At 73.4% G+C, this 25,178-nt stretch carries 14 protein-coding genes; 3 read left to right on the plus strand and 11 right to left on the minus strand.

Features of this window, described 5'->3' with window-relative positions; genetic code table 11:
- Nucleotides 1-110: 110 nt before the first annotated feature.
- From pyk to pta, 3 genes are all read right to left on the minus strand, one after another.
- Complete coding sequence (gene pyk, locus ACZ6EJ_RS19455) at nucleotides 111-1,538, minus strand: pyruvate kinase (protein ID WP_469268582.1); 1,428 nt, start codon at nucleotides 1,536-1,538, stop codon at nucleotides 111-113.
- A gap of 73 nt (nucleotides 1,539-1,611) precedes the next feature.
- Nucleotides 1,612-2,850, minus strand: a complete 1,239-nt coding sequence (locus tag ACZ6EJ_RS19460) for an acetate kinase (protein ID WP_469268627.1) — start codon at nucleotides 2,848-2,850, stop codon at nucleotides 1,612-1,614.
- 35 nt (nucleotides 2,851-2,885) lie between these two features.
- Nucleotides 2,886-4,967, minus strand: a complete 2,082-nt coding sequence (pta, locus tag ACZ6EJ_RS19465; RefSeq protein WP_469268584.1) for a phosphate acetyltransferase — start codon at nucleotides 4,965-4,967, stop codon at nucleotides 2,886-2,888.
- A 271-nt stretch (nucleotides 4,968-5,238) separates the two neighbouring features.
- On the opposite strand from pta, the gene ACZ6EJ_RS19470 reads away from it, so the two are divergent.
- Nucleotides 5,239-6,264: an ATP-dependent 6-phosphofructokinase gene (locus ACZ6EJ_RS19470; protein ID WP_469268586.1), complete on the plus strand. Its 1,026-nt coding sequence runs from the start codon at nucleotides 5,239-5,241 to the stop codon at nucleotides 6,262-6,264.
- A gap of 82 nt (nucleotides 6,265-6,346) precedes the next feature.
- Here ACZ6EJ_RS19470 and ACZ6EJ_RS19475 read toward each other — a convergent pair whose 3' ends face one another.
- The 3 genes from ACZ6EJ_RS19475 to ACZ6EJ_RS19485 all read right to left on the minus strand — a co-directional run bounded on the left by ACZ6EJ_RS19475 (nucleotide 6,347) and on the right by ACZ6EJ_RS19485 (nucleotide 9,874).
- Complete coding sequence (locus ACZ6EJ_RS19475) at nucleotides 6,347-6,973, minus strand: XRE family transcriptional regulator (RefSeq protein ID WP_469268629.1); 627 nt, start codon at nucleotides 6,971-6,973, stop codon at nucleotides 6,347-6,349.
- A gap of 547 nt (nucleotides 6,974-7,520) precedes the next feature.
- Nucleotides 7,521-8,195 (minus strand): response regulator, encoded by a 675-nt coding sequence (locus tag ACZ6EJ_RS19480; protein WP_469268587.1) that lies wholly within the window; start codon nucleotides 8,193-8,195, stop codon nucleotides 7,521-7,523.
- A complete protein-coding gene (locus ACZ6EJ_RS19485) occupies nucleotides 8,192-9,874 on the minus strand; it encodes a sensor histidine kinase (RefSeq protein ID WP_469268588.1) in 1,683 nt (560 codons plus the stop codon). Before ACZ6EJ_RS19485 ends, ACZ6EJ_RS19480 begins: the two co-directional genes overlap by 4 nt.
- A gap of 159 nt (nucleotides 9,875-10,033) precedes the next feature.
- Between ACZ6EJ_RS19485 and ACZ6EJ_RS19490 the strand changes: the two genes are divergently transcribed.
- Nucleotides 10,034-11,398, plus strand: coding sequence for a cation:dicarboxylate symporter family transporter (locus ACZ6EJ_RS19490; RefSeq protein WP_469268590.1), 1,365 nt, complete (start codon nucleotides 10,034-10,036; stop codon nucleotides 11,396-11,398).
- 155 nt (nucleotides 11,399-11,553) lie between these two features.
- On the opposite strand, the gene glgB is transcribed toward ACZ6EJ_RS19490, so the two are convergent.
- From glgB to ACZ6EJ_RS19510, 4 genes are all read right to left on the minus strand, one after another.
- Complete coding sequence (gene glgB, locus ACZ6EJ_RS19495; RefSeq protein ID WP_469268591.1) at nucleotides 11,554-13,920, minus strand: 1,4-alpha-glucan branching enzyme; 2,367 nt, start codon at nucleotides 13,918-13,920, stop codon at nucleotides 11,554-11,556.
- A gap of 79 nt (nucleotides 13,921-13,999) precedes the next feature.
- Nucleotides 14,000-15,421, minus strand: coding sequence for a maltokinase N-terminal cap-like domain-containing protein (locus tag ACZ6EJ_RS19500; RefSeq protein WP_469268593.1), 1,422 nt, complete (start codon nucleotides 15,419-15,421; stop codon nucleotides 14,000-14,002).
- Between the two features lie 209 nt (nucleotides 15,422-15,630).
- The gene (gene treS / locus ACZ6EJ_RS19505; RefSeq protein WP_469268594.1) at nucleotides 15,631-17,337 is read right to left on the minus strand and encodes a maltose alpha-D-glucosyltransferase; all 1,707 of its coding nucleotides are present in this window, start codon (nucleotides 17,335-17,337) and stop codon (nucleotides 15,631-15,633) included.
- Nucleotides 17,334-19,352: an alpha-1,4-glucan--maltose-1-phosphate maltosyltransferase gene (locus ACZ6EJ_RS19510; RefSeq protein WP_469268596.1), complete on the minus strand. Its 2,019-nt coding sequence runs from the start codon at nucleotides 19,350-19,352 to the stop codon at nucleotides 17,334-17,336. Before ACZ6EJ_RS19510 ends, treS begins: the two co-directional genes overlap by 4 nt.
- 684 nt (nucleotides 19,353-20,036) lie before the next feature.
- Between ACZ6EJ_RS19510 and glgP the strand changes: the two genes are divergently transcribed.
- Nucleotides 20,037-22,694, plus strand: coding sequence for an alpha-glucan family phosphorylase (glgP, locus tag ACZ6EJ_RS19515; protein ID WP_469268598.1), 2,658 nt, complete (start codon nucleotides 20,037-20,039; stop codon nucleotides 22,692-22,694).
- A gap of 90 nt (nucleotides 22,695-22,784) precedes the next feature.
- Here glgP and ACZ6EJ_RS19520 read toward each other — a convergent pair whose 3' ends face one another.
- The gene (locus ACZ6EJ_RS19520) at nucleotides 22,785-24,824 is read right to left on the minus strand and encodes a M4 family metallopeptidase (RefSeq protein WP_469268600.1); all 2,040 of its coding nucleotides are present in this window, start codon (nucleotides 24,822-24,824) and stop codon (nucleotides 22,785-22,787) included.
- Nucleotides 24,825-25,178: the final 354 nt, after the last annotated feature.

Raw genomic sequence — 25,178 nt, forward strand, 5'->3', positions numbered from 1 at the left:
CACACCCCCCCCCCCCCCACCCCCCCCCCCCCCCCCCCCCCCCCCCCCCCTCCCTCCCCCCCCCCCCCCCCCGCCCCCCCCCCCCCCACGGCGTCCGTCGTGCGGAGCGGTCAGATCTGCTCGCCGCCCAGGTGGTGCACCCGGACCATGTTGGTGCTGCCGGGGATGCCGGGGGGCGAACCGGCGGTGATGACCATCGTGTCGCCGTCGTTGTAGCGGTTCAGCTTCAGCAGCTCCGCGTCGACCAGCTCGACCATGGCGTCCGTGTTGTCCACGTGCGGGACCACGTACGCCTCGACGCCCCAGCTCAGCGCGAGCTGGTTGCGGGTGGCCTCGTCCGTGGTGAAGGCCAGGATGGGCTGCGCCACGCGGTAGCGGGAGAGGCGGCGGGCGGTGTCGCCGGACTTGGTGAAGGCGACCAGGGCCTTGCCGTCCAGGAAGTCCGCGATCTCGCAGGCCGCGCGGGCCACCGAACCGCCCTGCGTACGGGGCTTCTTGCCGGGGACCAGCGGCTGGAGGCCCTTGGAGAGCAGCTCCTCCTCGGCGGCGACGACGATCTTCGACATCGTCTTGACCGTCTCGATCGGGTACGCGCCCACCGAGGACTCGGCGGACAGCATGACCGCGTCCGCGCCGTCCAGGATCGCGTTCGCGACGTCGGACGCCTCGGCGCGCGTCGGCCGCGAGTTGGTGATCATCGACTCCATCATCTGGGTCGCCACGATCACCGGCTTGGCGTTGCGCCGGCACAGCTCCACCAGGCGCTTCTGCACCATCGGGACCTTCTCCAGCGGATACTCCACGGCCAGGTCGCCGCGGGCCACCATCACACCGTCGAACGCCATGACGACGCCCTCCATGTGCTCGACCGCCTGCGGCTTCTCCACCTTGGCGATGACGGGGACCCGGCGGCCCACCTCGTCCATCACCTTGTGCACGTCCTTGACGTCCTCGGCGTCCCGGACGAAGGAGAGGGCGACCAGGTCGCAGCCCATCCGCAGGGCGAAGCGCAGGTCCTCGACGTCCTTCTCGGACAGGGCCGGGACGTTCACCGCCGCGCCGGGCAGGTTGATGCCCTTGTGGTCGGAGATGACGCCGCCCTCGATGACGATCGTCTTCACGCGGGGGCCCTCGACCTCGACGACCTTCAGCTCGACGTTGCCGTCGTTGATCAGGATCGGGTCGCCCTTGACGACGTCGCCGGGCAGGCCCTTGTAGGTGGTGCCGCAGATCGACCGGTCGCCGGGGACGTCCTCGGAGGTGATGGTGAACTCGTCGCCGCGGACCAGTTCGACCGGGCCCTCGGCGAACTTCGCCAGCCGGATCTTCGGGCCCTGGAGGTCGGCGAGCACGCCCACCGCCCGGCCGGTCTCCTCGGCCGCCCTGCGGACGCGGTCGTAACGGCCCTGGTGTTCCTCGTGGGTGCCGTGACTGAAGTTGAAACGGGCCACGCTCATGCCGGCCTCGATCAGAGCGACGAGCTGCTCGTGGGAGTCGACGGCGGGACCGAGGGTGCAGACGATTTTGGAACGGCGCATGGGCGCATCCTATCGGTTTGTTTCGCTGCGGAATATTTCGTCTGGTGGAAGATACAAAGGGGCGCGGGGGTGCTCAGGTGTCGACCCGGACGGCGTCCGTACCGGCGTGGTCGACCAGCGCGAAGGTCTGCTCGGCGATCTCCAGCTCCTCGTCCGTCGGCACCACGGCGATGGCGACGCGCGCGTCCCGCGGCGAGATCAGCCGCGGCTCGCCGGACCGTACGGCGTTCAGGCCGGCGTCGACCGCCATGCCCAGTCCCTCCAGGCCGGCGATGGCAGCTTCCCGCACGGGGGCCGCGTTCTCACCGACCCCCGCCGTGAAGACCACCGCGTCCACCCGCCCGAGCACCGCCGTGTAGGCGCCGATGTACTTCTTCAGCCGGTGGATGTAGATGTCGAACGCGAGCGCGGCGCGTTCGTCGCCCTCGTCCACCCGGCGGCGGATCTCCCGCATGTCGTTGTCGCCGCACAGGCCGACCAGCCCGCTCCTCTTGTTCAGCAGGACGTCGATCTCGTCCGTCGACATGCCCGCCACCCGCTTCAGGTGGAAGGTGACCGCCGGGTCGACGTCCCCCGAGCGCGTACCCATCACGAGCCCCTCCAGGGGCGTCAGCCCCATCGAGGTCTCCACGCACCGCCCGCCCGCGACCGCCGACGCGGACGCGCCGTTGCCCAGGTGCAGCACGATCACGTTCACGTCCTGCGGCGAGCGGCCCAGCAGCTCCGCCGTCCTCCGCGAGACGTACGCGTGCGAGGTGCCGTGGAACCCATACCGGCGGATGCGGTGCGCGTCGGCGGTCTCCACGTCGATCGCGTACCGGGCGGCCGCCTCCGGGATCGTCGTGTGGAACGCCGTGTCGAAGACCGCGACCTGCGGCAGGTCGGGGCGCAGCTCCCGCGCGGTGCGGATGCCGGTGATGTTGGCCGGGTTGTGCAGCGGGGCGACCGGGACCAGGCGCTCGATCTCCTTCAGCACCTCGTCGGTGATCACGGTCGGCTCGCTGAACCTCAGCCCGCCGTGCACCACCCGGTGCCCGATCGCGGCGAGTTCGGGGGAGTCGAGCCCCAGCCCGTCCGCCACCAGCTCCTCGGCGGCCGCCCGGAGCGCCTGCGTGTGGTCCGCGATGCGGCCCGTGCGCTCGCGGGCCTCCGCGCCGCCGCCGGGCGCCGGGGTGTGGACCAGGCGCGAGGTCTCCTCCCCGATCCGCTCGACCAGGCCCGAGGCGAGCCGCGAGCGGTCGCGCATGTCGAGGAGTTGGTACTTCACCGACGAGGAGCCGGAGTTGAGGACGAGTACGCGGTGCGGTCGCACAGGGGCCGTGCCTTCGTGGTCGGGGGAGGGGGTCGTCACGCGGGGCGCTCCTCGCCCTGCGCCTGGATCGCCGTGATCGCCACCGTGTTGACGATGTCCTGGACGAGCGCGCCGCGCGAGAGGTCGTTGACGGGCTTGCGCAGTCCCTGGAGGACCGGGCCGACCGCCACCGCGCCCGCCGAGCGCTGCACGGCCTTGTAGGTGTTGTTGCCGGTGTTCAGGTCCGGGAAGATCAGCACGGTCGCCCGGCCCGCCACCTCCGAGCCGGGCAGCTTCGTCGCCGCGACGGACGGCTCGACCGCCGCGTCGTACTGGATCGGCCCCTCCACCCGCAGCTCGGGCCGGGCCGCCCGCACCCGCTCGGTCGCCTCGCGCACCTTGTCCACGTCCGCGCCGGAGCCGGAGGTCCCGGTGGAGTACGACAGCATCGCCACGCGCGGCTCCACGCCGAACCGGGCCGCCGTCACCGCCGACTGCACGGCGATGTCCGCGAGCTGCTCGGCGTCCGGGTCCGGGTTGACCGCGCAGTCGCCGTAGACGAGCACCTTGTCGGCCAGGCACATGAAGAAGACCGAGGAGACGATCGAGGCGTCCGGCTTGGTCTTGATGATCTCGAAGGCGGGGCGGATCGTGGCCGCCGTGGAGTGCACCGACCCGGACACCATCCCGTCCGCCAGGCCCTCCCGCACCATCAGCGTGCCGAAGTAGTTCACGTCCGCCACCACGTCGTGCGCCAGCTCCACCGTCACCCCGCGGTGCGCGCGCAGTTCGGCGTACCGCTCGGCGAAGGACTGCCGCAGCTCCGAGGTGTTCGGGTCGATCACCTGGGTGTCCGCCAGGTCGATGCCCAGGTCGGCGGCCTTCTTGCGGATCGCGTCGGCGTCGCCCAGCAGGGTGAGGTCGCAGACGGCGCGGCGCAGCAGGACGTCGGCGGCGCGCAGCACCCGCTCCTCGGTCCCCTCGGGCAGCACCACGCGCTTGCGGTCGGAGCGGGCCTGCTCCAGCAGTTCGTGCTCGAACATCATCGGCGTGACCCGGCCGCTGCGGGCCACCGAGATCCGCTCCAGCAGCGCGCCGGTGTCCACATGGCGCTCGAACAGTCCGAGCGCGGTCTCCGCCTTCCGGGGCGTCGCCGCGTTCAGCTTCCCCTCCAGCGTGAACAGCTTCTCCGCCGTGGGGAAGGAGCCGCCGGCCACCGAGACGACCGGGGTCCCCGGCGCCAGCCGGGCGGCCAGGGTGAGTATCTCCTCGCCGGGGTGCTCGTCCAGGGTCAGCAGGACGCCCGCTATGGGCGGGGTGCCCGCGCTGTGCGCGGCCAGCGACCCGACCACCAGGTCGGCCCGGTCGCCGGGCGTCACGACCAGGCAGCCGGGGGTCAGCGCGTTCAGCAGGTTCGGGAGCATCGCCCCGCCGAAGACGAAGTCCAGCGCGTCGCGGGCGAGCCCCGAGTCGTCGCCGAGCAGCACGGTGCCGTCCAGCGCCGCCGTGATCTGGGCGACCGTGGGGGCGGAGAGCGCCGGGTCGTCGGGGAGCACCGAGACGGGCACGGGCAGCCGGGCCGCGAGCCGCTCCGCCAGCGCGTCGCGGTCCTCGGCGGCGACCCGGTTCACCACCATCGCCAGCACGTCGCAGCCGAGGCCGGCGTAGGCGCGGTAGGCGTTGCGGGTCTCGGCGCGCACGGAGGGCGCGTCCTGCCCCTTGCCGCCGACCACCGCGATCACCGAGGCGCCCAGCTCGTTGGCCAGCCGGGCGTTCAGGGCCAGCTCGTCGGGGAGCTGGGTGGCGGCGAAGTCGGTGCCGAGGACGAGCACCGCCTCGTAGTCGCGGGCCACCCGGTGGAACCGCTCGACGAGCTGCGAGACCAGCTCGTCGGTGCCCTGCTCCGCCTGCACGGCGGAGGCCTCGTGGTAGTCCAGGCCGTGGACGGTGGCCGGGTCCTGGGAGAGCCGGTAGCGGGCCCGCAGCAGCTCGTAGAGCCGGTCGGGCCCGTCGTGGACCAGCGGGCGGAAGACCCCCACCCGGTCCACCTGACGGGTCAGGAGCTCCATGACCCCCAGCTCGACGACCTGACGGCCGTCCCCCCGGTCGATCCCGGTCACGTACACGCTGCGCGCCACGCGTGCTCTCCCGTCGTTGTGTGGGCGCCGAGACCAGCGGGGCGACGGGACGAGCGGTGGTGCCCCCGTGCCGCCCCCGGCCGCGGCCTTGGCCTGCATCGCCTCTTGACGATACCCGCGGGGGCCGCTATGCCGCCCGGCGGAGGCCCTGTCCGGCCGGGAACGCGGGGTCCGTGCGCGGCGTGGGACAATCGAGCTGGCTCAGGGCGCGGGGAACGGTCCGTCCACACCCCCGTACGGCGCGGCACTAGCGAGCAGGAGACACACCACGATGCGCATCGGAATTCTCACCGCGGGCGGCGACTGCCCAGGGCTGAACGCAGTGATCCGTTCGGTCGTGCACCGGGCCGTCGTGGGCCACGGGGACGAGGTCGTCGGCTTCGAGGACGGCTTCAAGGGACTGCTCGACGGCCATGTCCGCCCCCTGGACATCAACGCGGTCAGCGGCATCCTGGCCCGCGGCGGGACGATACTGGGTTCGGCCCGACTGGAGCGCGCCCGGCTGCGCGAGGCCGCCGAGAACTGCGAGGAGCTGTCCCGCCGCTACGGCATCGACGCGCTCATCCCGATCGGCGGCGAGGGCACGCTCACCGCGGCGCGGATGCTCGCCGAGGCGGGGATGCCGGTCGTCGGCGTCCCGAAGACCATCGACAACGACATCTCCGCCACCGATCGGACGTTCGGATTCGACACGGCGGTCGGCGTGGCGACCGAGGCCATAGACCGTCTCAAGACCACCGCCGAGTCCCACCAGCGGGTGATGGTCGTCGAGGTCATGGGCCGGCACGCGGGCTGGATCGCGCTGGAGTCGGGGATGGCCGGCGGCGCCCACGGCATCTGCCTGCCGGAGCGCCCCTTCCAGGTCGACGACCTGGTCAAGATGGTCGAGGAGCGGTTCGCCCGCGGCAAGAAGTTCGCCGTCGTCTGCGTCGCCGAGGGCGCCCACCCGGCCGCGGGCTCCATGCCGTACGACCGGGGCGAGATCGACCAGTACGGCCACGAGCGCTTCCAGGGCATCGGCAACCGCCTCGCCGTCGAGCTGGAGAGCCGGCTCGGCAAGGAGGCCCGGCCGGTCATTCTCGGCCACGTCCAGCGCGGCGGCACGCCCACCGCGTACGACCGGGTCCTCGCCACCCGCTTCGGCTGGAACGCGGTGGAGGCCGTGCACCGGGGCGACTTCGGCCGGATGACCGCGCTGCGCGGCAACGACATCGTCATGGTGCCGCTCGCCGACGCGGTCGCCCGCCTCAAGACCGTCCCCGCCGATCGGATGTACGAGGCGGAGTCGGTCTTCTAGACCCTGCCGCTCCGCCGCGCACCGCACCCGCCGCCCCGACCGGGCCGGCGGGTGCGGTGCGTGCGGCCCGCTTGCGGCGGACTCACATCCGGGCGGCCCGCCAGAAGCGCTCCACCACCCCGGCCAGGAACATCCGCCCCGCCTCGCCCGCTGAGCCCGCGTCGCCGGGCCGGCTCGCGCCGCCCCAGCTCACCGCGGGGGCCGTCAGTGCCCGGTAGTCGGCGTGGAGCCGCTCCAACGCCTCCTGCACCAGCGCCCGTTCCAGCGGGACGATCTTGGCGACGGGCCGGACGTAGTTCTGCCAGCGCGTGGTGACCGCATGGCTCAGCAGCTCCGCCAGCTCCGCGTCGCGGCCGGTGGCCGTGAGGAACTGAGCCACCGACAGGCCCAGCGCCCGGCGGAGCGCGGCGGACTGCCGGTCGTTGCCCCGCCAGCGCCCCGTCTCCTCCATCCGCAGGTACGCCGCCCCGGTCATCCCCAGGTGCCGGGCCAGGTCGTCCGCGCTCAGGTTGCGGGCCGACCGGTGCTCGCGCAGGGTCGTGGCGGCGGCCAGCAACTCGCCGGGGGCGCACCACAGGACGCCGGCCAGGGCGGTCAGCTCGCGTTCCCCCGGCACGGCGGCGCCCCGCTCCCAGGCGAGGACCGTCTCGGAGCTGACGCGGAGTCCGTACTGGGCGGCGAGCCCGTAGGCGACGTGGCCGGGGGCCATCCCCAGAGCCTCGCGGAGGCGGCGCGCGGCGGGGGCGTTGAACGGTGGGGAGGGATGCACGGCCCCACCGTAGGAGGCCGGAACGCCTCTGGCTACGGTGTGTGGCCCTCGGAAAACGCTTCGTAGGAACCTACCGGGAAGAACCGCGCGCCCGGTACGGGAAAACCCGTCCGACCAGCCCTTTCCCTCTCGCGGGGAGAAACGCCCGAAAACGCGGCCCGTGCCGGTGGCATGTGCGGGCCGCCGGGCGGGGTGTCCGTGCGCGGCCGGTGGGCGTGTGCGGGTCCCTCCGGTCCGGTCGTCCGTGCGCGGCCTCGACGCGGACGTCCGCGGCCGACCGGTGGCGTGGGCGGGTCGCCGGTCGGGGTGTCCGGGCCCAACCGGCGGTGTGTGCGGTCCCCTCCGGTCGGGGGGTCCGTGTGCGGCCGGTGGGCGTGTGCGGCCGTGATCCGCGCGCCCGCGCCCGGCCGGCGGCGTGTGCGGCCGTCATGCGGGCGCCCCGCCCGGCCGGTGGCGGGTGCGGCTCCTCCGGCCCGGCCGTTCGCGCTCAGCGGCCCCCGGCCAGCCACCGGTAGTGCAGCTCCGGTCGGCCGACCTGTCCGTAGTGCGGGCGGCGGGCGGCGCTCCCCACGGTCACCAGGTGTTCCAGGTACCGCCGCGCGGTGATGCGGGAGATCCCCAGCGCCTCCCCGGCGGCCGCCGCCGTGACCCCGTCGGGCGACTGCTTCAGCACGCGCGTCACCGCCTCCAGCGTCGGCCCGCTCAGCCCCTTGGGCAGCGCCACCGGGCCGGCGACCCGCAGCGCGCCCAGCGCCCGGTCCACCTCCTCCTGGCCGCTCGCCTCCCCGGCGGCCCCCCGGAACTCGGCGTAACGGACCAGGCGGTCCCGGAGCGTGGGGTAGGTGAACGGCTTCAGGACGTACTGCACGACGCCGAGGGACACCCCCTCCCGGACCACCGCGAGATCCCGCGCCGAGGTCACCGCGATCACGTCGGCCCCGTGCCCGGCGGCCCGCAGCGACCGCAGCAGCGCCAGCCCGTGCCCGTCGGGCAGGAAGAAGTCGAGCAGCAGCAGGTCCACCGGGGTGCGCTCCAGCGCCCGCACCGCCTGCGCCCGGCTGTGCGCCACCGAGGCCACCGTGAAGCCCTCCACCCGTTCCACGTACATCCGGTGGGCGTCCGCGGCCACCGGGTCGTCCTCCACCACCAGCACCCGGATCACGCCGGCGCCCCCCTGTCCGCCGAACCCGCCGCGCCCGCCGCCTCCGCGCGGGCCGGGAGCGGCAGCCGTACGGTGAACCGCGCGCCGCCCTCCGGCCCCTCGTCCAGCTCCACCGTGCCCCCGTTGCGGTGCGCCGCCTGCCGTACGAGGGCGAGCCCCAGGCCCCGCCCCGCCCCGTGCGTCGACCAGCCGCGCCGGAACACCGCGTCCGCCGCCTCGGGCCCGATGCCCGCCCCGGTGTCCGCGACCCGCAGCAGCAGCTCCCGGTCGTCCGCGAGCGCGGTGACCGTGACACGGGCCCGCCCGGCGGCACGTCCGGGGGCGGCGCGGCCGTCCGCGCCCTCGGCGTTCTCCGACGCCGCCTCCACGGCGTTGTCGATCAGGTTCCCCAGGATCGTCACCAGGTCGCGCCGGGCCGGCGCGCCGGGCAGCGCGCCGTCGTCGATCAGGCTGTCCTCGGCCAGCACCAGCTCCACGCCGCGCTCGTTCGCCCGAGCCGCCTTGCCGAGCAGCAGCGCGGCCAGCACCGGCTCCTCGACCGCGCCCACCACCCGGTCGGTCAGCACCTGGGCCAGCTCCAGCTCCGCCGTCGCGAACTCCACCGCCTCGCGGGCCCGGCCCAGCTCGATCAGCGAGACCACGGTGTGCAGCCGGTTCGCCGCCTCGTGGGCCTGCGAGCGCAGCGCCTGGCTGAAGCCGCGCTCGGAGTCCAGCTCGCCGGTGAGCGCCTGCAACTCGGTGTGGTCCCGCAGGGTCACCACCGTGCCGCGCCGCTCGCCGCCGACCACCGCACGGGTGTTGACCACGATCACCCGCTCCGCCGTCAGGTGCAGTTCGTCCACCCGCGCCTCGCAGGCCAGCAGCGCCCCGGTCAGCGGCGCGGGCAGGGCCAGTTCGTCGACCGTCCGGCCCACCACGTCCGACTCCGGCCCCAGGCCCAGCAGTTCCCGCCCGGCGTCGTTGATCAGCGCGACCCGCCGCCGCCCGTCCAGCATCAGCAGCCCCTCGCGCACCGCGTGCAGGGTGGCCTGGTGGTAGTCGTGCAGCCGGCTCAGCTCGGCGGCGTTCATCCCGTGCGTGTGCCGGCGCAGCCGGGCGTTGATCACGTAGGTGCCCGCGCCGCCGATCGCCAGCGCCCCGCCCGCCGCGAGCGCGAGGGCGCCGAGCTGCCCGCGCACCTGCGAGGAGACCCGGTCCACGGTGATGCCCGCGCTGACCAGGCCGACGATCCGGTCGCCGTCGCGGATCGGGGTCACCACCCGTATCGAGGGGCCCAGCGTGCCGGTGTACGTCTCGGTGAAGGTCTCGCCGCGCAGCGCCTCCTCGGTGTGGCCGAGGAAGGTCTCGCCGATCAGCGCCGCGTCGGGGTGCGTCCAGCGCACCCGCCGGGGATCCATGATCGTCACGAAGGCGATGTGGGCGTCCTTGCGCACCCGCTCCGCGTACGGCTGGAGTACGGCGGACGGGTCCGGGGTACGGATGGCCTCGCGCACGGACGGCGAGCCGGCGACCGCGACGGCCACCGCCCGCGCCTGGCGGGCGGCCGTCTCCTCGGCCCGCGCGCTGCCCGAGACGTACGTGAAGACGGCGCATCCCGCCACCACCGCGGCGATGAGCACGACCTGCATCGCGAAGAGTTGACCCGCCAGGCTGCGGGGGAGGGCACGGGGCAGAGGCATGTCCCACAGTGTGCCTCGCCCGCCCGGACGGCTCCGCAGTGGCCGAAAAGCACCTGTGAACGATATGAACACAAGGGTGACCGGCATCACAGGGCGGTGGATAGTCACCGGAGCCCCCAGGGACGGGGGTGCCGTCGTGACCGAGCCGAGGAGCCAACCGTGGCAGTGGCAGCCAAGCGGGACAGAACCCACTATCTCTATATCGCCGTCATCGCCGCCGTCGCGCTCGGCATCCTGGTCGGCTTCGCCGCCCCCGGAGTGGCCGTCGAGCTGAAGCCCATCGGCGCGGGCTTCGTCAACCTCATCAAGATGATGATCTCGCCGATCATCTTCTGCACGATCGTGCTGGGCGTCGGCTCGGTCCGCAAGGCCGCCAAGGTCGGCGCGGTCGGCGGACTGGCCCTCGGCTACTTCCTGGTCATGTCCACCGTCGCCCTCGCCATCGGCCTGCTGGTCGGCAACTTCCTGGAGCCCGGCGCCAGCCTCAACATCACCGAGGCGGCCCGCGCGGCGGGCGAGAAGCAGGCGTCCGGGGCGAGCGAGTCCACCGTGGACTTCCTGCTCGGCATCATCCCGACCACGATCGTCTCCGCCTTCACCGAGGGCGAGGTCCTCCAGACCCTGCTCGTCGCCCTGCTCGCCGGCTTCGCCCTCCAGGCGATGGGCTCGGCCGGGGAGCCCGTGCTGCGCGGCATCGGCCACATCCAGCGGCTCGTCTTCCGCATCCTCGCGATGATCATGTGGGTGGCCCCGCTCGGCGCGTTCGGCGCGATCGCCGCGGTGGTCGGCGAGACCGGACTCGACGCCCTCAAGTCCCTCGCCATCATCATGATCGGCTTCTACGTCACCTGCGCGCTCTTCGTCTTCGTGGTGCTCGGCGCGCTCCTGCGCCTGGTCGCCGGGGTGAACCTGCTCTCCCTGCTGCGCTACCTCGGCCGCGAGTTCCTGCTCATCCTCTCCACCTCCTCCTCCGAGTCGGCCCTGCCGCGGCTGATCGCCAAGATGGAGCACCTGGGCGTCAGCAAGCCCGTCGTCGGCATCACCGTGCCGACCGGCTACTCCTTCAACCTCGACGGCACCGCGATCTACCTCACGATGGCCTCGCTCTTCATCGCCAACGCGATGGGCGACCCGCTGAGCGCCGGTGAGCAGATCTCGCTGCTGGTCTTCATGGTCATCGCCTCGAAGGGCGCGGCGGGCGTGACCGGCGCGGGTCTGGCCACTCTGGCCGGCGGCCTCCAGTCGCACCGCCCCGAACTGGTCGACGGCGTCGGCCTGATCGTCGGCATCGACCGCTTCATGAGCGAGGCCCGCGCCCTCACCAACTTCGCCGGCAACGCGGTCGCCACGGTCCTGGTCGGGCACTGGACCAAGGAGATCGACAAGGCCCGCGTGGGCGAGGTGCTGGCCGGCCGGATCCCGTTCGACGAGCGCACCCTGGTCGACGACCACGCCGCCCCCGCCGACCCGGTCGAGGCCCCCGCGCAGGCCGAGACCCCCGCCGAGCAGCCCGCCAAGGTCTGACCGGCCCCACGAACCATCGCGCCCGAGGAAACCCGTATCCCCCGGTACGGGTCTCCTCGCCCGGAGGGCGTCCGTAGCCCCCGTTGCGGACGCCCTCCAAAGGGGCCCGCGCCCGCGTCACGACGACGCGGCGCGGGCCCCTTCCCCGTGCCCGGCTACGCCGGGCGCAGCCACACCGTCGCGAGCGGCGGCAGGGTCAGCGCGATGCTGACGGGCCGGCCGTGCGCGGCCGCCGCCTCCGCCTTCAGCGGCTCCTCGTTGCGCACGTCGCTCCCGCCGTAGCGGGCCGCGTCCGTGTTCAGCACCTCCACCCACCCCTCGGTCCCGGTCTCCGGGACCCCGAGCCGGTAGTCGTGGCGGACCACCGGGGAGAAGTGGGAGACGGCCAGCAGCGGGGAGCCGTCCGCGTCGTAGCGCAGGAACGCGAACACGTTGTCCTCGGCCGCGCCGCCGTCCACCCAGGCGAACCCCTCCGGCGCGGTGTCGCGCTGCCACAGCGCGGGCACCGCCCCGTACACCGCGTTGAGATCGCGCACCAGGTCCCGCACCCCGCGGTGGTCACCGGAGGCGCCGTAGGCCGGGTCCAGCAGCCACCAGTCCGGCCCGTGCCCCTCGGACCACTCCGCGCCCTGGGCGAACTCCTGGCCCATGAACAGCAGTTGCTTGCCGGGGTGGGCCCACATGAAGCCCAGGTAGGCGCGGTGGTCGGCGCGCTGCCGCCACCAGTCGCCGGGCATCTTCGACACCAGCGACCGCTTGCCGTGCACCACCTCGTCGTGCGAGATCGGCAGCACGTAGTTCTCGCTGTACGCGTACACCATCGAGAACGTCATCTCGTCGTGGTGGTACTTGCGGTGCACCGGCTCCTTGGCCATGTACTGGAGCGAGTCGTGCATCCACCCCATGTTCCACTTCAGCCCGAAGCCCAGCCCGCCCCGGTCGGTGGGGCGCGTGACGCCGTCCCACGCGGTGGACTCCTCGGCGACGGTCACGACGCCCGGACTGCGGCGGTAGACCGTCGCGTTCATCTCCTGGAGGAAGGCGACCGCGTCCCAGTTCTCCCGCCCGCCCTGCTCGTTGGGCGACCACTGGCCCTCCTCGCGGGAGTAGTCGAGGTAGAGCATCGAGGCGACCGCGTCGACCCGCAGTCCGTCGATGTGGAACTCCTCGCACCAGTACGTGGCGTTCGCGACCAGGAAGTTGCGGACCTCGGTGCGCCCGTAGTCGAACTCCAGCGTCCCCCAGTCCGGGTGCGCCGCGCGCCGCGGGTCGGGGTGCTCGTACAGCGGGCGCCCGTCGAACTCGGCGAGCGCCCAGTCGTCGCGCGGGAAGTGCGCGGGCACCCAGTCCATGATCACGCCGATGCCCGCCCGGTGCAGCGCGTCCACCAGGAAGCGGAAGTCGTCCGGGGCGCCCAGCCGCGCGGTGGGCGCGTAGAACCCGGTGACCTGGTAGCCCCAGGAGCCGCCGAAGGGGTGCTCGGAGACCGGCATCAGCTCGACGTGCGTGAAGCCCAGGTCCTTGACGTACGCGGGCAGTTGCTCAGCCAGTTGACGGTATGTCAGGCCTGGGCGCCACGACGGCAGGTGCACCTCGTACACCGAGAACGGGGCCTCGTGGACCGGCCGGTCGCCCCGGTGCGCCATCCAGTCGGCGTCCTGCCACGCGTGGTGCGAGGCGGTGACCACCGAGGCGGTCGCGGGCGGGACCTCGGTGCGCCGGGCCATCGGATCGGCCCGCACGGTGTGCGAGCCGTCGGGGCGGCAGATGTCGAACTTGTACAGCGCGCCCTCCCCGACACCGGGCAGGAACAGCTCCCACACCCCCGACGAGCCCAGCGAGCGCATCGGCAGCCCCGTGCCGTCCCAGCAGGTGAAGTCACCGGTCACCCGCACCCCGCGGGCGTTCGGGGCCCACACCGTGAACCGGGTCCCGGCCACCCCCTGGTGCACCATCGGCTGCGCGCCCAGCGCCCGCCACAGCTCCTCGTGGCGGCCCTCGCCGATCAGGTGCAGATCCAGCTCGCCGAGCGCGGGCAGGAAGCGGTAGGGGTCATCGACCTCGATGACGTCCTCGTCGTACGCCACCCGGAGCCGGTAGTCCGGGACGGTGGCCACCGGCAGCACGCCGGAGAAGAACCCGTCGCCTTCCGCGTGCAGTTCGGCCCGCACCCCCGCCGCCAGCACGGTGACGGAGCGCGCGCACGGGCGCAGCGCCCGCACCAGCACCCCGCCCGGCGCCGGACGCGCGCCGAGCACGTCGTGCGGCGCGTGGTGGTCGCCGGCCAGCAGCCGGCCGCGGTCCGCACCGTCCAGCGCGGGCGCCGGACGCGCGCCCCGGACGTCGTCGCCCTGCCGGGGGCGCGGCGGGCCCGCCTCCACGCGCCGGGGCGGGGCGGCCGCGGTCGCCGTGGCGGTGGTCTCGGCGGGCGCCTCGGCGGCGGGAGCCTCGACGGGGGTGGTCTCGGCGGCGGCCCGGTCGGTCTTGCGGGGCGCCTTGCGGGACGGTTTGCGGGCGGTCACGGGGACGGCCTCCTCGGAGGGTGAAGGGGAGAAGCACGGACGGAGGGGGTGCGGGCGTGGACGGCCCGCCGCGGACGCATCAGGCGGCCGCGGACCGGGCCAGCCGTTGGATGGCCGCCATCGGCACCGGCAGCCAGTCGGGGCGGTGCCGGGCCTCGTACAGCACCTCGTACACCGCCTTGTCGGTCTCATGGGCGCGCAGCAGCTCCGGTTCGGCGCGCGGATCGGCGCCCGACGCCTGCGCGTAGCCCTCGCAGTAGGCGGTGCGGCAGCGGGACGCCCACTCCGGGTTCCACGGGCGGTGCGAGCGGGCCGCGTAGTCGAAGGACCGCAACATGCCCGCGATGTCGCGCACCGGGGGCTGGGGGCGGCGGCGCTCGGGCAGCGGCCGCGCCGGTTCGCCCTCGAAGTCGATCAGCGACCAGAAGCCGTCCGGGGAGCGGAGCGCCTGCCCCAGGTGCAGATCCCCGTGGACCCGCTGCTGCGCCCGGCCGCCGCTCCGGCGCCCGAGGTCGGCCACCGCGTCGAACGCGGCGCGCAGTCCGGGGACGTACGGCACGAGCGCGGGCACCGCCTGGGCGGCGGCCTCCAGCCGCTGGGTCATCTCGGCGGCGAGCTGCCGGGTCTGCGGGCCGCGCAGCGCGGGGGCCGGCAGCGCAGCGGCGAGCGCGGTGTGCACCTCGGCGGTGGCCCGGCCCAGCGCCCGCGCCTCGGGCAGGAAGTCGCGGCCCGCGGCGAGCGCGCCCAGCGCGAGCTGCCAGCCGTCGCGCGCGCCGTGCAGGAAGGGCTGGAGGACGCCGAGGGTGAGGGGTTCGGGGCCGGGCGCCTCGAACCAGGCGACCGGGGCCGGCACCCGGCCGCACCCCTGGCGGGCGAGGGCCAGGGGCAGTTCCAGGTCCGGGTTGGCGCCGGGGAAGACCCGGCGGAAGACCTTGAGGATGTACGCGTCGCCGTAGACGAGCGAGGAGTTGGACTGCTCGGCCGCCAGCACGCGGGGCGCCAGCCCGGCCGGGATCTCGGCGGTCCGCTCGAACCGGAGCGCGCCCAGGGCGCCCGGCCGGCGCAGGCGCTCCAGCAGGAGGCCGGCCAGGCGCGGGTCGTGCAGCGCGTCGTAGACGGTCCGCCCGGCCAGGGGGCCCCGCTCCACCCGGCCGACCACGGCGCCGGCGGGCAGCGGGGGCAGTGACGTTCTTGCACCGAGGAGGAGCTGGTAGCAGTCGCCGGCCGGGCCGTCCTCCCGCACCGGCTGCCGGACGCGCAGCAGCAGGTGCAGCAGTCCCGGACCCGCCGTGCCCTCCAGCGGAAGCATCTCGGTGGCCGAGACCAGGCGGAAGCCGGTGACCGGCTGCCCCTTGCCCGCGAACCACCGCTGTCGGGGGAGCCATTCGTGGAGCAGGGGGGCCAGGGACGGGAGCAGGGGCCCGTCCGGCGTGCTGTCGCGGTTCGCGCCGATCCTCGAGTTCTTGGCCAGGGCGACGTGAGGGGATGCAGCCTCCGACATGGCATCGCGTCCTTTCCCCGGGCACACCACAGGATGCGAAGAGTGTCCCGGATTGCGGCAATGGCTGTCCGGCTGTGCGGGACGTGTCGGGTGAGGAGGGTCCTGACGGACTCGAACGGCGGAACCGTGAGCGCTCTGGCGGACACCGCCAGCTTCAGGGTGCCCCGTGCGGGGCGGGGGAAACCGTCCCGCACGGGTGGTGCGCCGCATCAGGCCGGCGGTGCGTCCTTGCGCAGCCGGAACCAGTAGAAGCCGTGGCCCGCCAGGGTCAGCAGATAGGGCCACTGCCCGATCGCCGGGAAGCGCACCCCGCCGATCAACTCCACCGGATGCCGCCCGTTGAACGACCGCAGGTCCAGTTCGGTCGGCTGGGCGAACCGCGAGAAGTTGTGCACGCACAGGACGAGGTCGTCGCGGTACTCGCGGGTGAAGGCGAGCACCGCCGGGTTGGAGGAGGGCAGTTCGGTGTACGTGCCGAGGCCGAACGCCGGGTTCTGCTTCCGGATCTCGATCATCCGGCGGGTCCAGTGCAGCAGCGAGGAGGGCGAGGCCATCGACGCCTCGACGTTGGCGACCTGGTAGCCGTAGACCGGGTCCATGATCGTGGGGAGGTAGAGCCGCCCCGGATCGCTGGAGGAGAAGCCCGCGTTGCGGTCGGGCGTCCACTGCATGGGCGTGCGCACCGCGTCCCGGTCGCCCAGCCAGATGTTGTCGCCCATCCCGATCTCGTCCCCGTAGTAGAGGATCGGGGAGCCGGGCAGCGACAGCAGCAGGGCCGTGAACAGCTCGATCTGGTTGCGGTCGTTGTCCAGCAGCGGGGCCAGGCGCCGGCGGATGCCGATGTTGGCGCGCATCCGCGGGTCCTTGGCGTACTCCGCGTACATGTAGTCGCGCTCTTCGTCCGTGACCATTTCGAGGGTCAACTCGTCGTGGTTGCGCAGGAAGATGCCCCACTGGCAGTTCTTCGGGATCGCCGGGGTCTTCGCCAGGATCTCGGAGACCGGGTAGCGGCTCTCCCGGCGCACGGCCATGAAGATCCGCGGCATCACCGGGAAGTGGAACGCCATGTGGCACTCGTCGCCGCCGGCCTCGTAGTCGCCGAAGTAGTCGACGACGTCCTCCGGCCACTGGTTGGCCTCGGCGAGGAGCACCGTGTCCGGGTAGTTGGCGTCGATCTCCTTGCGGACCCGCTTGAGGAAGTGGTGGGTCTCGGGGAGGTTCTCGCAGTTGGTGCCCTCGCGCTGGTAGAGGTAGGGCACCGCGTCGACCCGGAAGCCGTCGATGCCCAGGTCGAGCCAGAAGCGCAGGGCCGCCAGGATCTCCTCCTGGACCGCCGGGTTCTCGTAGTTGAGGTCCGGCTGGTGCGAGAAGAAGCGGTGCCAGTAGTACTGCTTGCGCACCGGGTCGAAGGTCCAGTTGGACGTCTCGGTGTCGACGAAGATGATCCGGGCGTCCTGGAACTGCTTGTCGTCGTCGGCCCAGACGTAGTAGTCCCCGTAGGGGCCGTCCGGATCGCTGCGGGACTGCTGGAACCACTCGTGCTGGTCGCTCGTGTGGTTCATGACGAAGTCGATGATCACGCGCATACCGCGCTGGTGCGCGGCGTCCACGAACTCCACGAAGTCGGCGAGGTCGCCGAACTCCGGCAGCACGGCGGTGTAGTCGGAGACGTCGTAACCGCCGTCGCGCAGCGGTGACTTGAAGAACGGCGGCAGCCAGAGGCAGTCGACGCCGAGCCACTGGAGGTAGTCCAGCTTGGCGGTGATGCCCTTGAGGTCGCCGATGCCGTCGCCGTTGGAGTCCTGGAAGGACCGGACGAGCACCTCGTAGAAGACGGCGCGCTTGAACCAGTCGGGGTCGCGGTCCTTGGCGGGCGTGTCCTCGAACGTGTCGTGGACGGGCTCATTGACGATCATGGTGTGGGTGACCCTCCGGTCGGCGGGGACGGTCGCAGGACGGCGATGTGCGCGGGCGCGGTGCCCGGCTCCAGGCGCACATAGAAGGTCCTGCCCCAGTGATAGGTGTCGCCGGTGAGCTCGTCGCGCACCGGTACGCGCTCGTGCCGTGCGAGGCCGAGCCGCTCCATGTCCAACGAGACCGTGGCCTCCTGGGTGTGGTGCGGGTCGAGGTTCACGACCACCAGGACGGTGTTCGCTCCGGAGCGCTTGCTGTACACGATCAGCGCTTCATTGTCGGCATGGTGGAAGTGGACGTCGCGCAACTGCTGGAGTGCGGGGTTGCGGCGTCGGACGCGGTTGAGCGCGGTGATCAGGGGAGTCAGCGTGCGGCCCTCGCGCTCCGCCGACTCCCAGTCCCGCGGGCGCAGTTCGTACTTCTCCGAGTGCAGGTACTCCTCGCTCCCCGGCGCCGCCGGGGTGTTCTCGCACAGCTCGAACCCCGCGTACACGCCCCAGGACGGGGCGAGGGTCGCGGCCAGCACCGCCCGTGCCTCGAAGGCCGGGCGGCCGCCCTCCTGGAGGTATCCGGGAAGGATGTCGGGGGTGTTCACGAAGAAGTTGGGCCGCATGTACGAGGCGGCCTCGCCGGCCAGCTCCGTGACGTACTCGGTCAGCTCCCGCTTGGTGTTGCGCCAGGTGAAGTACGTGTACGACTGCTGGAAGCCGATCGCGCCCAGCGTGTGCATCATCGCCGGGCGGGTGAACGCCTCCGCCAGGAAGACCACGTCGGGGTCGGTCCCGTTGACCTCCGCGATGACCTTCTCCCAGAAGACCACCGGCTTGGTGTGCGGGTTGTCCACCCGGAAGATCCGCACCCCGCGGTCCATCCAGAAGCGCAGGACGCGCACGGACTCGGCGACCAGGCCGCGCATGTCCTTGTCGAAGGCGATCGGATAGATGTCCTGGTACTTCTTCGGCGGGTTCTCGGCGTACGCGATCGAGCCGTCCGGCCGGTGGTGGAACCACTCCGGGTGCTCCTTCACCCAGGGGTGGTCCGGCGAGCACTGGAGGGCGAAGTCCAGCGCGACCTCCATCCGCAGGTCGCGGGCGGTCGCCACGAAGTGGTCGAAGTCCTCCAGCGTCCCCAGCTCCGGGTGGACCGCGTCGTGCCCGCCCTCCGGCGAGCCGATCGCCCACGGCACCCCCGGATCGTGCTCCCCGGCCGTCAGGCTGTTGTCCGGGCCCTTGCGGTGCGTGGCGCCGATGGGGTGGATCGGCGGCAGGTACACCACGTCGAAGCCCATGGCCGCGACCGCGGGCAGCCGCTCGGCGGCCGTCCGGAAGGTCCCGCCCACCAGCCGGGTCGGCGCGTCGGGCCGGGTGTCGGAGGGGTCCACCGGCACCCGCCGGGCCCCCTCCGAGCGCGGGAACAGCTCGTACCAGGCCCCGTACAGCGCCCGCTGCCGCTCCACGCGCACCGCCAGCGGCTTGGACCGGGTGACCAGTTCGCGCAGCGGGTGGCGGGCGAGGACGGCCTCAGCCGCCGGGGTCAGGGCGGCGTCCAGCCGGGCCTGCGGCGGATGGGCGGCGTCGCGCAGCGCGTCCACCGCGGCGAGCACCGCCTCGCGCCCGTTCTTCTTCGGCACGCCGGCCGCGGCCCGCTCCAGCAGGGCCGCGCCCTCGGCCAGCACCAGGTCGGTGTCGATGCCCGCCGGAATCTTGATCGCGGCGTGGCGCCGCCAGGTGGCGACCGGATCGCTCCACGCCTCCACCGTGTACGTCCAGCGCCCCTCGGAGCCCAGGGCGACCTCGGCCCCCCACCGGTCCGTCCCCGGCGCCAGCTCGCGCATCGGGGTCCACGGCCCGACCCGCCCGCTCGGGTCCCGCAGCACGACGTTGGCCGCGACCGCGTCGTGGCCTTCCCGGAAGACGGTGGCGGTGACCTGGAAGACCTCGCCCACGACGGCCTTCGCCGCCCGTCTGCCGCAGTCGACGAGGGGGCGGACGTCGAGCACGGGAATACGACCGATCATGGAATCACCTGGGGGCCGGAGGAGTTCGGTCTGCGCGGGGGGAGGCGGGGGCGCGGAGGACCGACCGCGCGTGCCGCGATGATGGGGATCGGTCCTTTGTAACTGCTCGGCCGACTGCTGACGGGCTGTGGGCATGGCCGCTCCTGTCCGCATTCACTCGAATGGCACTCGAATGGGTGGGTCGCGGGGGTTTCACGTGTGTTTCCGACGCGTGAAGGGCGTGCGCGGGGCCGGGGGGCGGACCGCGTCCGCGGGAAGCCTTCCCCGCGTTCGCGGGCGGAGAATCCGGCGCTGGGCCGACTGCCCGGCCGTCGTCGGACCTCGGGAGCCGTCGCGCGCGGCGCACGCTCCGGCGGGCGTGCCGCTCCCGAGACGCCGCCACGGGTTCCGGGTACCCGTTCCGCGCCGTCACACGGCAGCCTTCCCTGTGCCGCAGAGGTCCACAAGGCCGCGTACGGAGGGGAATCGGCCAAACCCCCAGGTGAGCCGTGTGACGGGAGGGGGCGCACGGGGCGCCCGTGGCTCCTGGGGGGAGGCGCGCGCCGACAGCGCCCCGGCCTCCGCGAGCCGTCCGCGCGCCGTGGTCCGGGGCCGGGGGCGACCGCTACCGTCGAGGGTGACGGAAGGGGCGCACCCCGTGGTGCGTCCGCTCGGATGCGCAAGTCCCCTGTAAAGGTGGAGTACGTGAAGGCCATTCGTCGATTCACCGTGCGTCCTGTCCTCCCCGAACCCCTGCGACCCCTCCACGACCTCGCGCACAACCTGCGCTGGTCCTGGCACCCCGAGACCCGCGACCTCTTCCGGGCGGCCGACCCCGAGGGCCGGCCGCCCGCGGACGCCGACCCCGTACGCCTGCTCGGCTCCCTGTCCGCCGGGCGGTTGGCCGAGCTGGCGCGGGACGAGCAGTACCTCCAGCGCCTCGCCCGCGCCTCAGCCGACCTGCGGGAGTACCTGGAAGGCCCCCGCTGGTACCAGGAGCAGCGGGCCGTCGGGGCCGAACTGCCCGCGGCCGTCGCCTACTTCTCGCCCGAGTTCGGCGTCACCGCGGCCCTGCCCCAGTACAGCGGCGGCCTCGGCATCCTGGCCGGGGACCACCTCAAGGCCGCCAGCGACCTCGGCGTCCCGCTCGTCGGCGTCGGCCTGCTCTACCGGCACGGCTACTTCCGCCAGACCCTCTCCCGCGAGGGCTGGCAGCAGGAGCACTATCCCGTCCTGGACCCCCACGAACTCCCGCTCGACCTGGTCCGGGAGGCCGACGGCGCCCCCGCGCGGGTGGTGCTCGCCCTGCCCGGCGGGCGCTCGCTGCACGCCTGCGTCTGGCTGGCCCGCGTCGGCCGCGTCCCGCTGCTCCTGCTCGACTCCGACGTCGAGGAGAACGCGCCGGGCGAACGCGACGTCACCGACCGCCTCTACGGCGGCGGCAGCGACCACCGGCTCCTCCAGGAGATGCTGCTCGGCATCGGCGGGGTGCGCGCCGTGCGCACCTGGTGCCGGCTGACCGGCTCCCCGGAGCCGGAGGTCTTCCACACCAACGAGGGCCACGCCGGCTTCCTCGGCCTGGAGCGCATCCGGGAGCTGGCCGCCGACGGCCTCGACTTCGACGCCGCCCTGGAGACCGTCCGGGCCGGGACCGTCTTCACCACCCACACCCCGGTGCCCGCCGGGATAGACCGCTTCGACCGGCAGTTGGTGGCCCGCCACTTCGGCGAGGACGCCGAGCTGCCCGGCGTCGCCGCCGAGAGGATCCTGCGGCTGGGCGCCGAGACCTACCCCGGCGGGGAGCCGGAGGTCTTCAACATGGCGGTGATGGGGCTCCGGCTCGCCCAGCGCGCCAACGGCGTCTCCACCCTGCACGGGGCGGTCAGCCGCGAGATGTTCTCCGGCCTGTGGCCCGGATTCGACCCCGCCGAGGTGCCGATCACCTCCGTCACCAACGGGGTGCACGCGCCGACCTGGGTCGCCCCCGAGGTGTTCCGGCTCGGCGAGGAGCGCGCCCGCCAGGCGCTCGCGGGCGCCGCGGCGGACGAGGGCCCCGCCACCGCGCGGAGCGGCACGCCGCGCTGCCGGGAGGCGCTGAGCGGCGTCGGGGACCGGGAGATCTGGGAGCTGCGCCGGAGCCTGCGCGGCCGACTGGTCACCGAGGTCCGCCGCCGGCTCCACGCCTCCTGGCGCACGCGCGGGGCGGGCGCCGCGGAGCTGGGCTGGATCGACGACGTCCTGGACCCGGACGTCCTGACCATCGGCTTCGCCCGCCGGGTCCCCTCGTACAAGCGGCTCACGCTGATGCTGCGCGACCGCGACCGGCTGCGCGCCCTGCTGCTGCACCCCGAGCGGCCGGTCCAGATCGTCGTCGCGGGCAAGGCGCACCCGGCCGACGACGGCGGCAAGCGGCTGGTGCAGGAGCTGGTGCGGTTCGCGGACGACCCGCGGGTGCGCCACCGCATCGTCTTCCTGCCGGACTACGGCATGGGCATGGCGCAGAAGCTCTATCCGGGCTGCGACGTCTGGCTCAACAACCCGCTGCGGCCGCTGGAGGCGTGCGGCACCAGCGGGATGAAGGCGGCCCTGAACGGCTGCCTCAACCTGTCGGTGCGCGACGGCTGGTGGGACGAGTGGTTCCACCCGGACTTCGGCTGGGAGATCCCCACGGCCGACGGCTCGGCGGTCGACGAGGACCGGCGCGACGAGCTGGAGGCGGGCGCCCTGTACGCCCTGATCGAGGACCGGGTCGCCCCGCGCTTCTACGACCGGGGGGCCGAGGGCCTGCCCGACCGGTGGATCGAGATGGTCCGGTCCACCCTCGCCACGCTGGGGCCCAAGGTGCTCGCGGGGCGGATGGTGCGCGAGTACGTGGAGCGGCTGTACGCCCCGGCCGCGCGGTCCCGGCGGGCCCTGGAGCCGGCGGCCGCGCGGGCGCTCGCCCAGTGGAAGGCGAGGGTCCGGGCGGCCTGGCCCGACGTCTCCGTCGACCACGTGGAGTCCGTCGCCGAGACCGCCGCGGGCGCCACGGCCGAGCTGGGCGGGACCCTGGCGCTGCGGGTGCGGGTCGCGCTCGGCGGCCTGGAACCGGACGACGTGGAGGTGCAGGTGGTCGCGGGCCGGGTCGACTCCGGCGACGCCATCGCCGAAGCCCAGGCCTTCGCGCTGAAGCCGGCGGGCGGCCCGGACCTGGAGGACCGCTGGCTGTACGAGGGCCCGCTCACCCTGGAGCGGACCGGGCCCTACGGCTACACCGTGCGGGTCCTGCCCGCGCACCGGCTGCTGGCCTCCGGCGCCGAGCTGGGCCTGGTCGCGCTGCCCGCCGAGACGATGGTGGAGGGGTCGGGCGTGCTGCTGCGCTGACCGCCCGCCCATGGCGAACGGCCCGGAAGGGGACGCGTCCCCCTTCCGGGCCGTTCCGTGTGCGGTCCCGCCGGCCGTGAGCCGGTGGGATCAGAAGGTGAGCTTGACGCTGTTGACGCGCCCGGTGTCCTGCAGCGCGACGTCCTGGACGCGGAGCTTCCAGACGCCGTTGGCGACCTCGGAGGAGGCGTTGACCGTGTAGGTGGCCACCACGTCGTCCGCGGAGTCGCCGGAGGAGGAGTTCTTCAGCCGGTAGGCGGTGCCGTCCGGGGCCAGCAGGTCGATGACCAGGTCACCGCGCCAGGTGTGGGTGATGTCCACGCCGACCTTGAGGGTGCTGGGGGCGTTGCCGGTGACGCCGGAGACGGTGACCGCGCTGGTGACGGCCGCACCGCCGTCCGGTATCGCGACCGGGGTGGTGTTCTCGAAGACCTTGCCGCCCGGGTCGGGGTTGCCGCCGCCGGGGCGGGCCCCGACGTTGACGCCGGCCCAGGCGTGGGCCACCGCGGCGTACTCGGGGCTCGTGGCGCCGTACAGCTCACTGGCGACCGCCAGCGTGCCGGTGCGGGCGGCGGCGTAGTTGGTCGTGGAGGTGAACTTGGTGGTGAGCGCCTTGAACCAGATCTGCAGCGCCTTGTCGCGGCCGATGCCGGTCACCGGGAGCCCGTCGGAGGTCGGCGAGTCGTAGGAGACGCCGTTGACGGTCTTGGCGCCGCTGCCCTCGGAGAGCAGGTAGAACCAGTGGTTCGCCGGGCCCGAGGAGTAGTGGACGTCGACGTTGCCGATGCCCGAGTACCAGGCGTCCTTGGACGAGCCGTCTTTGGAGGGCTTGTCCATGTAGCGCAGCGGGGTGCCGTCGCCGCGGATGTCGATCTTCTCGCCGACCAGGTAGTCGCCGGGGTCCTGGGTGGTGTTGGAGTAGAACTCCACGCCCGCGGCGAAGATGTCGGAGGTGGCCTCGTTGAGACCGCCGGACTCGCCGCTGTAGACCAGCTTGGCCGTGACCGAGGTCAGGCCGTGCGTCATCTCGTGGGCGGCCACGTCCAGGGACGTCAGCGGCTTGACGTTGCCGCTGCCGTCGCCGTACGTCATGCAGAAGCAGCTGTCGGTCCAGAACGCGTTGACGTAGTTGTTGCCGTAGTGGACGCGGGAGTACGCGCCGACGCCGTCGCCCCGGATGCCGGTGCGGCCGTGGACGCTCTTGTAGTAGTCCCACGTCTCGGCCGCGCCGTAGTGGGCGTCCGCGCCGGCCGTCTCGGCGTTCTGCGGGGTGCCGTCGCCCCAGACGTCGTCCGGGCCGGAGAACAGGGTGCCGGTGCCGGAGGAGCCCCGGTTCAGGTTGTACGTCTTGTGGTTGCCGCGCGTGGTGTCCGTCAGCGTGTACGAGGGCGCGGTGCCCAACGTGACCTGGCCGTTGTACTGGGTGTTGCCCGTGCCGTTGTGGACGGCCTGCCACTCGTACAGCTTCTCGCCGGAGGAGGCGTCGGTGAGCACGTGCAGCTCGTTCGGGGTGCCGTCGTGCTGGAGCCCGCCGACCACGGTCTCGTACGCGAGCTGCGGCGCGCCGCCGCCCAGCCAGACGACCTTGCGCGGGGCGCGGCTCGCCTCGGTCGCCTTCGACCCCTCGGCCCTGGCCGCGCCGAGCGCCTGCTTCTCGGCGGCGGCCGGGGTCACGTCGGCCGTGAGCCCGACGGCCCGCAACTGCGCGGAGGTCGTGGTGGAGGCCTTGCTGACGCCCTCGGTCCGGCCGGCCGGGGACTCCTTGACCACCAGGTCGCCGCCGAGGACGGGGAGCCCACCCAGGGTGCGCTCGTAGCGGGTGTGCGTGGTGCCGTCGCGGTCCTGGACGACGTCGCGGACGACGAGCTTCTCGGTGGCCCCGAGACCCAGTCGCTCGGCGGTGTCCGCGCGGGTGGCGTTCGCCTCGCGAAGCAGCTCGGCGCGCTGGGCGGGGGAGAGCTTGGCGGGCAGCGCGCCCGGATCGGCCTTCGTGCCGGCGGTGATGCCGCCGAGCGCGGCCGAGGCGGAGGTGGCGGTCGCGGCGCCGGACGGGACGGCGACGGCGATGAGGGCGGCTGCGGCGATCAGAGCGCCGGACGCGGTGGCGCGTCGGCTGGGCGTGGATCTCACGCGGACTCCTTCTGCGAGGGGGGTTCCGGCGGCCCTGGAAGGGGCTTCCGGGCGGTGCAGGCGGTGCGCAGAACGGGGTGAAGAGTGTCAGCAGATGACCGCACCTGTCAGGAGCGCGTCAACAAGTTGGCCGGTTTTCGTTCGTTGCCGGAAAGGTCACGTTCGTTAAGCGGACGTTTCACCGATCATTGCCGCGGTGTTACCGGCTGCCGGGGGATCCGGCGTCCGCCGGGTGCTCGACGGTTCCGCCCGCGGCGGGCGCGCGCCCGCCGCGGGCGTGCGGGGCGGCGCGGACCACCTGATGAGACGGAGCCGCGCTCTGGCCAGATCCCGTTGCCGGAATCCACCGGTCCG

It is taken from the genome of Streptomyces sp. NPDC041970 (assembly GCF_055588985.1).